This is a genomic window from Kosakonia sp. PSU_27 (assembly GCF_039409795.1).
GTDB lineage: Bacteria > Pseudomonadota > Gammaproteobacteria > Enterobacterales > Enterobacteriaceae > Kosakonia.
Genome location: NZ_JBCIVK010000002.1, coordinates 180,967 through 194,203, shown reverse-complemented (window position 1 = coordinate 194,203; position 13,237 = coordinate 180,967). Strand labels below are relative to the sequence as shown.

Sequence of the window (13,237 nt, the reverse complement as noted above, 5' to 3'; positions counted from 1 at the left end):
CCGCCGGGCAAGGCATTGTCCTCACGTGCCCGCAGTGGTGTAATCAACAACGCTTGATGACCAACAGGTTATGAGCGCAACGCAAAGCCAGCTTGCTGGCGCTGAAGTTACCCACGGGTATTTCAGGTATCGAGGCCACCCGTCGCGGTGGCCTTTTTACTTTTGGCAATTCAGCCGTTCACAAGGTTGCTCGTTGCGGGTTGTTAGCTAACACTTATTGATTTGATAAAGCAAACGCATTGGCTCAATCAATCGAAGTTCGTTAACTTACACCCCAACGAAAACACGGAGGAAGTATAGATGTCCTTAATTAATACCAAGATTAAACCTTTTAAAAACCAGGCGTTCAAAAACGGTGAGTTCATCGAAGTAACCGAGAAAGATACCGAAGGCCGCTGGAGCGTCTTCTTCTTCTACCCGGCTGACTTCACCTTCGTATGCCCGACTGAACTGGGCGACGTGGCTGACCACTACGAAGAGCTGCAGAAACTGGGCGTGGACGTTTACTCTGTTTCCACCGATACCCACTTCACCCACAAAGCGTGGCACAGCAGCTCCGAAACCATCGCGAAAATCAAATACGCGATGATCGGTGACCCGACTGGCGCCCTGACCCGTAACTTCGACAACATGCGTGAAGATGAAGGTCTGGCCGATCGCGCCACCTTCGTTGTTGACCCGCAGGGCATCATCCAGGCTATCGAAGTCACCGCTGAAGGCATCGGCCGCGACGCATCTGACCTGCTGCGTAAAATCAAAGCAGCACAGTACGTGGCTTCTCACCCAGGTGAAGTGTGCCCGGCGAAATGGAAAGAGGGTGAAGCGACGTTGGCTCCGTCCCTGGATCTGGTTGGTAAAATCTAAATTTCCTGTCGTCTTTCACGCCATAGCGGCGTTGGCGTCGCCTGCTCGCCCCGTTCACTTAGTGGTGTAAGCTCCCGGGGACGCTCAGGCTAGCCGCCTTGCTCTGGCGCGAAATACTGGGGAAATTATCTGGCAAACGGGTACTTTTGGGTGCCCGTTTTATTCAGCACCATGATGCAAGTTGCATTGATGCAGCCTTAAACAATTCGGCTTGCATGATGATGTTTTAAGGGAGAACGTTATGCTCGACACTACTATGAAAACCCAACTCAAGGCCTACCTTGAGAAACTGACTAAACCTGTTGAGCTGATTGCTACGCTGGATGACAGCGCGAAATCGGCAGAAATCAAAGAACTGCTGGGCGAAATCGCTGAACTGTCAGACAAGGTCTCCTTTAAAGAAGACAACAGCCTGGCGGTGCGTAAACCGTCGTTCCTGATCACTAACCCTGGCTCGCATAACGGCCCGCGTTTTGCCGGTTCGCCGCTGGGTCACGAATTTACTTCTCTGGTGCTGGCGCTGCTGTGGACCGGTGGTCATCCGTCAAAAGAGGCGCAGGCGCTGCTTGAGCAGATCCGCGATCTGGATGGCGATTTTGAGTTTGAAACCTACTATTCGCTCTCCTGCCATAACTGCCCGGACGTGGTGCAGGCGCTGAACCTGATGGCGGTGCTGAACCCGCGTATTAAACACACGGCGATTGATGGCGGTACGTTCCAGAACGAAATCACCGATCGTAACGTGATGGGTGTGCCGGCCGTGTTCGTTAACGGCCAGGAGTTCGGTCAGGGGCGTATGACGCTGAGCGAAATTGTCGCCAAAATTGATACCGGTGCGGAAAAACGCGCGGCGGAAGAGCTGAACAAGCGTGACGCTTACGACGTGCTGATTGTCGGTTCCGGCCCGGCGGGTGCGGCGGCGGCGGTTTACTCAGCGCGTAAAGGCATTCGTACCGGCCTGATGGGCGAGCGTTTCGGCGGCCAGGTACTGGATACCGTGGATATTGAAAACTACATTTCTGTGCCGAAAACAGAAGGCCAGAAACTGGCGGGTGCGCTGAAAGCGCACGTCTCGGATTACAACGTCGACGTGATTGACAGCCAGAGCGCCAGCAAACTGGTTCCGGCTGCGGTGGAAGGCGGTCTGCACCAGATTGAAACCGCCTCCGGCGCGGTACTGAAAGCGCGCAGCATTATCATTGCCACCGGCGCGAAATGGCGCAACATGAATGTGCCGGGCGAAGATCAATATCGCACCAAAGGTGTGACTTACTGCCCGCACTGCGACGGCCCGCTGTTTAAAGGCAAGCGCGTGGCGGTGATCGGCGGTGGTAACTCCGGTGTGGAAGCGGCTATCGATCTGGCGGGGATTGTCGAGCACGTAACACTGCTTGAATTCGCCCCGGAAATGAAAGCTGACCAGGTGTTGCAGGACAAAGTGCGCAGCCTGAAAAACGTCAACATTATTCTGAACGCGCAGACTACTGAAGTGAAAGGCGACGGCAGCAAAGTGACCGGTCTTGAGTACCGCGATCGTGTGAGCGGCGATGTTCACAGCGTGGCGCTGGCGGGGATTTTTGTGCAGATTGGTCTGCTGCCGAACACCACCTGGCTGGAAGGCGCGATTGAGCGCAACCGCATGGGCGAAATTATTATCGACGCGAAATGCGAAACCAGCGTGAAAGGCGTGTTTGCCGCCGGTGACTGCACCACGGTGCCGTACAAACAGATCATTATTGCCACGGGTGAAGGTGCCAAAGCCTCTCTGAGTTCCTTTGACTACCTTATCCGCACGAAAACTGCGTAAGCAAAAATAAGAAAGTAAACAATACCTGCAAATGTAAAGAGGCTACCGTTGGTAGCCTCTTTTTTTACGCCTGAGCGTCTTTATCTGACCACCAGCACCGGAATGTGCGCGTGGCGCACGATATTCGCGGCGTTCGAGCCGAGCAGGTGGGTGGAGATGGACGGATTGCGCGAGGCAATCACCACCATATCAGCATTCAACTCTTCGGCTAACTCATTGACCACATCGCGCACGTTCCCAGAACGGACATGAACATGAATGCGTGAAGAATCAATGTAAAAGTGCGTGATCATGGTACTAAGGCGTGTTTGCGCTTCCTGATGCAGATGCTCTTCGAAACGGCGTATATCAGCGGCGAAACGGTGCAGACTCAGGCTGGCGGAGGCGGGTAGTACATGCAAAAGATGGATAACGCCTTCACTCTGAGCGAGAAATTCAGCGTGACGCACGGCTTTGTCGCTTAACTCCATTTCGAAAACATCGACCGGCATAATGATTGTCTGATACATAAACGTTTCTCCCTGTAGATTATGTCCTTCTGATTGAATCATAAACGGGAGGAATATTTTGCTGCCTGGATGGCAAATCTGAAGAATAAACGGGCGGGAACGGAAAGAGGATGCGGGCGCATCCTCTGCATAACAACGCAGGGCGGGGCTTAGCGCATGAAATCGCCTGCGGCTTCGGGCTGGTACAGCAGTTCGAGTACTTCAAGGTCGGTGGTGGTGCCGCCCGGCAGTTCCCAGTGAATGGTATCGCCAACGCGCAAACCCAGTAGCGCTGCGCCGACAGGCGCAAGCACCGAAAGCTGGCTGGCGCTGTCGGTCACATTCGCCGGATAAACCAGCGTGCGCACGCGCTCTTCACCGCTTTTCAGCTCACGGAATTTTACCGTGCTGTTCATCGTCACCACATCATGTGGCATCGCTTCTGGGGCGCACATCTGGGCGCGATCCAACTCTTCATTTAGCGCATCCGCGACCGGCAGGTTAGCGTGAGCGGGCTGCTCAAGCAGACGGTCGAGGCGCTCGGCGTCTCGCTCATTAATGATAATGGCAGGTCTGGACATCTGGTACTCCATGTCAGGTGATTGATCCAAAGAAAAACCCTCGCCGACTGGCAGCGAGGGTTTGTCTAAAGGGGATAATACTGACACGGCAGCGCGCTGTGAAGTGATGCCGCGCACATTTGCCGGAATTATGATTTATCAGTAGCCCGCTTTATCAATCACGAAGCTGTTTCCGCAGTTGCCGGGGTGCGGTTGCGGCAGCAAAGAGGTGGCTGCGAGCGGTGCATTTATCGCCCCGGCTTTGATGGCGATCTGCATTTCCGTCAGCCACGCCGGGTTGCCGCTACAGGTCAGCTTCACCGCTTTCACGCTTTGATCGCCGTAGGCTTTCGCGACGGCGGCGTTGAATGCGTCACGGGTGACGGTTTTCCCGTAGTTTTCCGCCAGAAACTGGCCGAGCGCGCTCTGTTTGATTTCCGTGTCCAGGCGTACCATCGCGCCGAAATAGTCGTCCGGATCGAAGCCAAAACAGACGCCGTGCTTGGCATATTCATAGCGCTCAAGGCAGGTGGTGCTGCCCGCGCCCGGCATCACGGCGTTGAGTTTATTGGCGACTTCCAGCGACAAGCCGGTTTCCGCCGCGGCGCATTTCTGGCTGGCTTTCGCCTCCGGCATGTTTGGAATCGGACGCGTGGCGCAGCCGAAGCGCATCCAGCGGCGCTCGTCGACACCGCGCGCGGCGATGGATTTTGGCAGGCCAGGCCACAGGCCATGCACGGTCAGATAATCGGCTTTGTTGGCGGGTTCTTTTTGCGGTCGGCACTCATCAGGCTCATTGCGACCTTGCGCGTGCAGGCTCTGGCAAAAACCGGTTTGCCAGGAGAGCGCCAGAACATAGCGGTCAAAGTCACCATACTGTGTGGGCTTGAGCGGTGCGGCATAAGCGACGGAGAACAGCGTTGCGGCAAGGCTTGCGCAGGTGAAGAATCCCTTTATAAACATATCGGTTCCTGATGGATGTATCCGGGTAATTGCCATGCGTTATTAAACCATAAAAAAAGCGCCGGGCAGGCGCTTTTTCATAAATGGCATTTATAAATTAATGTACTGCGACACCCGGGACTAATACTTCGGTGGCGATGATCACCACAATCAGACCGACGATCACTGGTACCGAAGTCCGTTTTACCACTTCAAACGGGGATATGTTCGCCATCCCCGCCACGGCAACTACCACGCCGGAAACCGGAGAGATGGTGCGACCAAGATTGGATGCCTGCAACATTGGAATCGACAGGTAAGCCGGGTTGATACCGGATTCGTGCGCCAGTTTCGGGATCATCTCGACAAAGGCGTAGAACGGCGCGTTACCGGAACCGGTGGTCATTGCCGCCAGCATGGTCAGCGTGACCAGCACCAGCATCAAAATAATGCTCGCTGAACCGAACGAGGTGGCAATCGAAATCAGGCTCTGGATAAAGCCAATGGTGCTTAACCCCTGGGCGAAAACCCCGGCGGCGACCAGCAACATCACCACGCCAGCAAACGCGTCAGCCATACCGCGATAAGCCACTTCCAGCCCGGAAAAGACGTTTTGTGTATTGAAACCACGTAAAAATTCCAGCACTGCCGCCAGCAACATACAAATCACCAGAATGGTGATGATATGCAGTTCCGGGCCCCATTTGCCGTCGAAAATCAGCACGCCGATAATCGGCGTAAACGGCAGAATGGCGTAGAAGGTGGGCGCACTGGTGGTGATGTCTTTCACATCCAGCATTTCGCTGACGATATGCTCTTTTTTATCCAGGTAGCGCTGCCAGAAAAAGTGGGCAATCGCCATGGCAATAATTGCCGCAATAGAGATGGGCAGGGTGGTTTTAAACGCGAAGTCGATAAGCGGCATCTCTGCGGCTTTCGCGGCCAACACTACGTCACCGGAGGTGGGCGAAAGAATGATTGCCGCCGGAGAAGCACAAATGGCTGCTGCCGCACCACGGCTGATACCGACGTTGACCATCACCGGGAACAACGTTGCCATCAACAGCACGCCAAGGCCGGTTGCGGAAGAGACCGCCAGCGACATCAGGCAAGCGACAAAATAGGCGGCAATCATCAGCAGGTAAGGCGAGTTGATAAAGCGCAGCGGCCGCGAAGCCAGCTTCACCACCATGTCATTGGCGCCGATGTGGGTCATATAAGCGGCAAACCCGCACAGCATCATGATCATCATGCCGAGATCGCCACCGCGACTCATCAGCAGGATTTTAATGTATTCGACAATATCGGTAGCGCTATAGCCAGTGCTGGTGGCGCTGCCTGGTAATATTTTGTGGCCCATCAGCGCGCTGACAATTAATAGCGCCAGACCGCCGACAAACAGCACGCCGGTGGCGGAGTAGCCTTTGATGATGTAGCGCGCCACGCCGACAATCACCACCACGCCTATCAGCAGTTCAATGAGTGTTAATAACATGTTGTTGGCCCCGGAGGTTGACCTGAATGAAAAGTAAGTAAAAAAACTGGCAACGCAATGTGCCGAATAATAGCCAGCGGGTAGATGATTAAAATCAACAAAGCGATGTGTTGAGCGAATAATCGCGTCAAATTGTTATCACCCCACTTAATTAATACTGCTTAAGCAATAATTGGGATTAATAGGAAATGATAAATTTGTTATTTAAAAAGTGCTGATAAGTTAATGAATTTAACGGTTTCGGTTGCGCTTTATTTCCGGGCGTAAATTAGTTAAAAAACGCTTTAAAATTAAAAATAATGCTGCTTATACTCGCCGTTACTTTCCTTTCACCCATGGCGACGTTATGCACGCAGGCTGGCTATACCGATTGCGCTTTATTAAGCGGCATCTATTGATGCTGCTTTTGGCGTTTGGTTGGCTGCTGATTCAAAGCCAGGTGGCGCTCGCTTCCCATGACTGCAGTGTCAGCGTGCAGGGTGAACATATGATGGTTCAGCATATGGACCATCGAATGATGATGTCGGACAGCGCGCCGCATATGGACATGATGAAAACGCCGCTGTGCGAAAAGCATTGTGTACCGGATCTGGCGCAAAAAGATACCGATAACGCTTCACTGGTAGCGCTGCCCGTTTCGCTGACGCTGGTGGTCGCTGAACCTGTTTGTTCCCCCGTCGCGCATGACGGATGGTCGTTAACCCCTCCCGCTATAGGCCCGCCGGCAACGATTCGTTTTTGCCGGTTCCGTGAATAAAAACCTGTTAATCCATTGAATTTTATTAATTTCATTGTTTAACAGGAGTTTTATTATGCGTTCTTCTCTTCTTTGCATGCTCTCTGGCGTGCTGTTTTTCTCCCTTGCCGCTTACGCGGAAGATATGCCCGCAATGCACGGCATGCACGATATGTCTTCGCATGGTGCCATGCACGCTCAAGCGCAGACCTATCAAAGCCAGGGCGTTATCAAGAAAATTACCCCCGATGCGATTTCTATTGCCCATCACGCTATTCCCGCGCTGAACTGGCCGCCAATGACCATGCAGTTTGCCCTGGCCAAAGGCAGCACGTTTGCACTGGTGAACGTGGGCGATAAGGTCGAGTTCAGCTTTGTACAAAGCGAAAACGGCTACCAGCTCGTTTCATTAACGCCGCAACGCTAACCGGGGGCAACAATGAAACGTTACTCGCTGAGCCTGCGGCTCGGCGGGGTGTTGCTTGGACTGATGTGCTCCGCCGCGCAGGCGGAGTCACTGACGCTGACGCAAACCCTTGCCGCCGCTGAGCGCTATTCCGCAGAACTTTCCGCTAACCGCAACGAATCGCAGGCGCTGGATGCGATGGCAGATTCTGCCCGCCAGTTACCCGACCCGAAGCTGAAATTCGGTATTGAAAACGTCCCGGTACAGGGCAACAACGATCGCCGTTTAACCCGCGAAGGGATGACGATGCAGCGGATCGGGATCATGCAGCAGTATGTCAGCGCCGAAAAACGCGATCGTAAAGCCGATACGTTGTTAGCCGAAGCGCAAAGTGTTAGCGCCAAATCTGCCGTCGTACGCGCCAATTTACAGCGCGACACCGCCCAGGCGTGGCTCGACTTAGCGCTTTCACAACAGGCGTTGCAGACCGCGCGCAAACTGCTGGCAGAAACCGAACGCCAGCAGGGCGCGCAGCGCGCCAGCGTGGGCGCTGGCAATGCTGCACCAGATAGCGTGCTGGCTTTCCGGGTTGGCCTGAGTGCAATGCGCGACAAGCTCACGCTCGCCGAACGCGATGTGCACCTGGCGCAAACTCGCCTGGCGCAGTTGACTGGCGAGGATGTGAGTGCCGTTTCCGGCGAGCTTCCACGGTATCAACGTCTGCCCGCGGATGAAAAAACGCTGGAGCAGGGCATTGCGCAGCATCCGGACATTATCGCTGCGGCCAGTATGGCTAACAGCGCGAAAGCCCGTTCCGCCGAATCCGCCATTGCCGCCATTCCGGATGTCGAGGTGGAAGTGTGGTACGGACGCCGCGCCGAAGGGTATGAAGATATGGCCGGGGTGATGTTTACCGTCGATTTGCCGCTGTTCCAGTCGCACCGTCAGGATAAAGATCACGCCGCTGATGTTTCCCGCACTATGCAGGCTAACGACCAGTTGGCGCTGGCTGAGCGCGATCACGCCGCACAGCTGCATTCGCTCATTGCCGAATATAACGCCGCGCAAACGCTGTGGATGCGCCAGCGTGACGAGGTGCTGCCGCTGGTTCGTCAGCGGGCCACGTTACTGGCGGCGCAATACCGTTCGGGGCAATCGGATCTCTCCGGGTTACTGGAGGCCCGGCGTAATGTGCTCGATAGCGAACTGGCCGCGAACCAGGCCGAGAAAGAGATGGCGCAGAAATGGGCCGCAATCCGCTGGCTGATCCCGCAGGAGTTAAGGTAATGAAAAAAACGATTTTAGCCGTCGTGATTACGGCTTGCCTGGCGGCGGGCGCAGGGTATTTCGCCGGTCGCCAGCACAGTGCGCCTGCGGCTTCAGGCGAGCAAACAACACAACGAAAAGTGCTCTACTGGTACGATCCGATGGTGCCGGATCAGCGTTTTGACAAGCCGGGTAAATCCCCGTTTATGGATATGCCGCTGGTGCCGCGTTATGCCGATGAAACACCTGCCAGCGGTGGCGTCAGCGTCAGTGCGCAGCAGCAGCAAAACCTGGGGATGACGACGACGAAGGTGGAAAAACGCGCGCTTGCCGACGCGTTTTCCGCCTTTGCCACGGTAACCACCGATGAGCGCAGTATTCAGAGCGTGCCGTCTCCGGCGGCGGGCGTGGTGGAAAAACTGTTTGTTCGCGCGCCGCAACAGTGGGTGAAGAAAGGCGAAGCGCTGGCGCAACTGTGGATCCCGCAATGGACAACGGCGCAGCAGGAGTATCTGGCGGTGCGCCAGTTGGGCGATGGCGAACTGACGCGCGCCGCCCGCGAGCGGCTGGCGTTGCAATTTATGCCGGATGCCATTATTCGCGCGGTTGAGCGTAGCGGGAAACCGCAAACCCGGCTCACGCTGCGCGCCGATCGTGACGGCTATGTGGTGAAACTTGATTCCCGTGAAGGCGCGCAAGTTGCCGCTACGCAAGTTCTCTTTGAGCTGGCGAACCTTGATCCTGTCTGGCTGGTGGTCGATTACCCGCAAAGCCAGGCGCAGGCGCTTACTGCGGGTAGCGAAATTATTGCCACATCGGGTAGTTGGCCGGGTGAGCAGTTTCACGGCCGCGTCAGTGAGTTGTTGCCGCAGCTTGAAACCACCACCCGGACGCTGAAAGCGCGTATCGTGCTGGATAACCCACAGCAAAAACTTAAACCCGGCATGTTCCTGACCGTAACGCAGCCTGCATCGGCGCAACAGCCTGCGGTACTGGCTATTCCGGAAGAGGCACTGATTGAAACCGGTGCGGCAAGCCGCGTGTTACTGGCGACGGGTGACGGGCATTTCCAGGCCGTTAACGTCACCACCGGGCGTACGGCAGAGGGCTGGACCGAAGTGCTGTCCGGATTACAGGAGGGCGATAAGGTCGTGACCTCCGGCCAGTTCCTGATTGACTCAGAAGCGAGCTTGCGTAGCGCACTGCCGCACCAACAGGCGCCGCAAACTCCCGCGAAGAAAGTGCAAACCTACGACGCAACCGGTGTGGTGAAAGCGATTGATGCTGGTAGCATCACGCTGTCGCACCAGCCGATTCCGGCGCTGAACTGGGGCGCGATGACGATGGACTTCGTTCTTAAACAGCCTGAACCCGCCATCAAAGTGGGCGATAAGGTGATGTTCAGCTTTACGCTCGATGACGAGCAGGGTGCTGTCATTACTCATCTGATGCCCACGCAGGAGACGATGAAATGATTGCTGCCGTGATTCGCGCCTCGCTGCGTAACCGCTTGTTAATCCTGCTGGCCGCGCTGGTGCTCACCGGCTGGGGGATTTGGTCAATCCAGCGCGCGCCGCTGGATGCTCTGCCGGATCTCTCCGATGTACAGGTGATTATTCGTGCCAGCTATCCGGGTAAAGCGCCGCAACTTATTGAAGATCAAGTGACTTATCCGTTGACTACCGCCATGCTTTCCGTGCCGGGGGCGAAAACGGTGCGCGGCTATTCGATGTTTGGCGATGCCTATGTCTATGTGCTGTTTGATGATGATACCGATCTCTACTGGGCGCGTTCTCGTGTGCTGGAGAACTTAAGTCAAATCCAGTCTTCATTGCCTGCGGGCGTGAACGTTGGGTTAGGGCCGGATGCGACCGGTGTGGGCTGGATTTATGAGTACGCGCTGGTGGATCGCAGCGGTAAACATAATCTGGCGGATTTGCGCGCGTTGCAGGACTGGACGCTGAAATTTGAACTTAAAACCGTGCCGAACGTTGCGGAAGTGGCAAGTGTTGGCGGTATGGTTCGGCAATATCAGGTTGTGCCGGATCCCGCGAAAATGCGGGCGCTGAATATTACCCATGAACAGATCGTCAGCGCTGTGCAGGCGGCGAACCAGGAGAGCGGCGGTGCGCTGCTGGAGATGGGCGAAGCCGAATTTATGGTGCGGACCACCGGTTACCTGCGGCAACTGGCGGATTTTCGCCAGATAGTGATTGCCAGCCGGGATGGTGTACCGGTGATGCTTTCAGATGTAGCGACGGTGCGCCTGGGGCCTGAGCTGCGCCGCGGCGTGGCGGAATATAATGGCGAAGGTGAAGTCGCGGGCGGCATTATCGTTATGCGTTATGGCAAAAACGCGCTCGATACCATTCATGCGGTGAAAGCGAAACTCAGCGAGGTGCAAAAAACGCTGCCCGACGGTGTGGCGATCGTACCGGTTTATGATCGCTCGACGCTGATTGAGAGCGCGGTTGAAACGCTGACGCATAAATTAATTGAGGAATTTATCGTTGTTGCGCTGGTTTGCACGCTGTTCCTGTTCCATTTCCGTTCGGCATTAGTGGCAATTGTGTCACTGCCGCTGGGGATCCTCGGCGCGTTTATCGTCATGCATTACCAGGGCATCAACGCCAATATCATGTCGCTGGGCGGGATTGCGATTGCTATCGGCGCAATGGTGGATGCGGCCATTGTGATGATCGAGAATATGCACAAGGTGATGGAGCAGTGGCGGCACGATAACCCTGATCGACAGCCGACCGGAGCGGATTACTGGCATTTTTCAGAACAGGCGGCAGTCGAAGTGGGGCCGGCGTTATTTTGCAGCCTGCTGATCATTACCTTGTCGTTTATTCCTGTGTTTTCACTCGAAGCGCAGGAAGGGCGTATGTTCTCGCCGCTGGCATTCACCAAGAGCTGGGCGATGGCTGTAGCGGCCGGGCTTGGTATCACGCTGGTTCCGGTGCTGATGGGCTTGTTTATTCGCGGCAAGATCCCTGATGAGAAAGCCAACCCCATTAACCGTTTCCTGATTCGCCTGTATGAGCCACTGCTGGATAAAGTGCTGGCGTGGCCGAAAGCGACACTGGCGGTGGCGTTGTTGCTGTTGCTGGCAACGTTATGGCCGTTGAGTCGGCTGGGCAGTGAGTTTATGCCGCCGCTCAACGAAGGTGATTTACTGTATATGCCGTCGACGTTACCGGGGATCTCTGCGCGGGAAGCCGGGCGTTTATTGCAGCAGACTGACCGGCTGATTAAAAGCGTGCCGGAAGTGGCGAGCGTGTTTGGTAAAGCAGGCCGAGCAGAGAGCGCGACCGATCCTGCGCCATTAACCATGCTGGAAACCACTATCCGCTTTAAACCGCGCGACCAGTGGCGGCCAGGTATGACGCCGGAAAAACTGGTGGAAGAACTGGATAAAACCGTCAGGGTGCCGGGCATTGCCAATGTCTGGGTGCCGCCTATCCGTAACCGCCTGGATATGCTGGCAACCGGGATCAAAAGCCCGGTGGGGATTAAGGTGAACGGCAATAATATTGCTGATATTGAACGTGTGGCGCAGCAAATCGAGCAGGTGGTGAAAACAGTGCCAGGCGTAACATCGGCACTGGCCGAGCGTCTGGCGGGGGGGCGCTACGTCGATATCAACATTAACCGGCAGCAGGCTGCGCGTTATGGTGTGTCGGTAAAAGAGTTGCAATCGCTGGTCTCTACGCTGGTTGGTGGGGAAAATATTGGCGAAGTGCTGCAAGGGCGGGAGCGATATCCTGTCAATGTACGTTACCCGCGAGAAATACGAGATAACGTCGATGATTTGCGTAAATTGCCGGTGATCACCGAAAATGGCAGCCAGATCGCGTTAGGTGAACTGGCGGATATCGTGGTGAAAGAGGGGCCGCCAATGCTGAAAAGCGAGAACGCGCGCCTCTCAAACTGGATCTACGTTGACCTGCGCGGTCGCGATTTGAAATCGGCAGTGGACGAGATGCAGCAGCGTGTAGCACAGCAGGTGAAACTGCCGCAGGGGGTTACGCTCTCGTGGTCCGGACAGTTTGAATATCTGGAACGCGCCACGGCAAAATTGAAAATCGTTTTGCCGGTAACGCTAATGATTATCTTCGTCCTGCTATTTATTACCTTTAAGCGTATATCTGATGCCCTGTTAATAATGGGGACATTACCATTCTCGTTGATTGGCGGTGTCTGGTTATTGTGGCTGCTGGGATATAATTTATCCGTTGCGGGGGCGGTCGGTTTTATTGCTCTGGCCGGCGTGGCGGCAGAGTTCGGCGTTATTATGGTGCTCTATCTTAATCACGCGCTTAAGAAATATCGCACACGTGAACCGGAGGGGGGAAATAAGGTACTGCTACAGGCAATCCATGAAGGTGCGGTACTCCGCGTGCGGCCAAAGGTAATGACGGTTGCGACGATAATGGCGGGGCTGCTTCCCATTATGTGGGGCGGTGGCAGCGGTTCGGAGGTGATGAGCCGTATCGCTGCGCCGATGATTGGCGGCATGATAACGGCACCTTTGCTGTCGATGTTGGTTATCCCGGCAGTTTATTTCTTACTGCATCGCAAACGTTAGTCGCTTTTTTGCGCCCCTGTGATGGGGCGCATTGAACGATATTCTGTGTTTAGTGACGTAATACTGCGATTATTCCGTAGGT

11 protein-coding genes are annotated in these 13,237 nt (G+C 55.2%); 7 read left to right on the top strand and 4 right to left on the bottom strand.

All coding sequences use genetic code 11. The features are described from left to right. Positions 1-300 precede the first annotated feature (300 nt). Both ahpC and ahpF read left to right on the top strand, forming a co-directional pair. Complete coding sequence (gene ahpC / locus AAIG26_RS04710; RefSeq protein WP_002894394.1) at positions 301-864, top strand: alkyl hydroperoxide reductase subunit C; 564 nt, start codon at positions 301-303, stop codon at positions 862-864. A gap of 241 nt (positions 865-1,105) precedes the next feature. Next, positions 1,106-2,671 (top strand): alkyl hydroperoxide reductase subunit F, encoded by a 1,566-nt coding sequence (ahpF, locus tag AAIG26_RS04705; protein ID WP_313627173.1) that lies wholly within the window; start codon positions 1,106-1,108, stop codon positions 2,669-2,671. An 80-nt stretch (positions 2,672-2,751) separates the two neighbouring features. Here the strand turns inward: ahpF and uspG are convergent, their stop codons facing one another. The 4 genes from uspG to dcuC form a co-directional block, all read right to left on the bottom strand. Continuing rightward, the gene (uspG, locus tag AAIG26_RS04700) at positions 2,752-3,180 is read right to left on the bottom strand and encodes a universal stress protein UspG (RefSeq protein ID WP_343180075.1); all 429 of its coding nucleotides are present in this window, start codon (positions 3,178-3,180) and stop codon (positions 2,752-2,754) included. Positions 3,181-3,329: 149 nt separating this feature from the next. Continuing rightward, positions 3,330-3,740 (bottom strand): nucleoside diphosphate kinase regulator, encoded by a 411-nt coding sequence (gene rnk, locus AAIG26_RS04695; protein ID WP_017455866.1) that lies wholly within the window; start codon positions 3,738-3,740, stop codon positions 3,330-3,332. A 138-nt stretch (positions 3,741-3,878) separates the two neighbouring features. Then, positions 3,879-4,682 carry a ribonuclease I gene (gene rna / locus AAIG26_RS04690; protein WP_020456992.1) on the bottom strand — a complete coding sequence of 268 codons (804 nt, stop codon included), beginning with the start codon at positions 4,680-4,682 and terminating at the stop codon, positions 3,879-3,881. 97 nt (positions 4,683-4,779) lie between these two features. Continuing rightward, complete coding sequence (dcuC, locus tag AAIG26_RS04685) at positions 4,780-6,156, bottom strand: anaerobic C4-dicarboxylate transporter DcuC (RefSeq protein WP_045508942.1); 1,377 nt, start codon at positions 6,154-6,156, stop codon at positions 4,780-4,782. A 346-nt stretch (positions 6,157-6,502) separates the two neighbouring features. Between dcuC and AAIG26_RS04680 the strand changes: the two genes are divergently transcribed. The 5 genes from AAIG26_RS04680 to AAIG26_RS04660 are packed head-to-tail and all read left to right on the top strand — an operon-like array spanning position 6,503 to position 13,155. Then, positions 6,503-6,913, top strand: a complete 411-nt coding sequence (locus AAIG26_RS04680) for a DUF2946 domain-containing protein (protein ID WP_343180338.1) — start codon at positions 6,503-6,505, stop codon at positions 6,911-6,913. A 55-nt stretch (positions 6,914-6,968) separates the two neighbouring features. Beyond that, positions 6,969-7,319 carry a copper-binding protein gene (locus tag AAIG26_RS04675; RefSeq protein WP_343180074.1) on the top strand — a complete coding sequence of 117 codons (351 nt, stop codon included), beginning with the start codon at positions 6,969-6,971 and terminating at the stop codon, positions 7,317-7,319. A gap of 12 nt (positions 7,320-7,331) precedes the next feature. Next, the gene (locus AAIG26_RS04670) at positions 7,332-8,585 is read left to right on the top strand and encodes a TolC family protein (protein ID WP_343180073.1); all 1,254 of its coding nucleotides are present in this window, start codon (positions 7,332-7,334) and stop codon (positions 8,583-8,585) included. Further along, the gene (locus AAIG26_RS04665; protein WP_343180072.1) at positions 8,585-10,039 is read left to right on the top strand and encodes an efflux RND transporter periplasmic adaptor subunit; all 1,455 of its coding nucleotides are present in this window, start codon (positions 8,585-8,587) and stop codon (positions 10,037-10,039) included. Before AAIG26_RS04670 ends, AAIG26_RS04665 begins: the two co-directional genes overlap by 1 nt. Then, on the top strand, positions 10,036-13,155 hold the full coding sequence (locus tag AAIG26_RS04660) for an efflux RND transporter permease subunit (protein WP_269231450.1): 3,120 nt from the start codon (positions 10,036-10,038) through the stop codon (positions 13,153-13,155). The genes AAIG26_RS04665 and AAIG26_RS04660 overlap by 4 nt, the downstream gene beginning before the upstream one ends. Positions 13,156-13,237 lie beyond the last annotated feature (82 nt).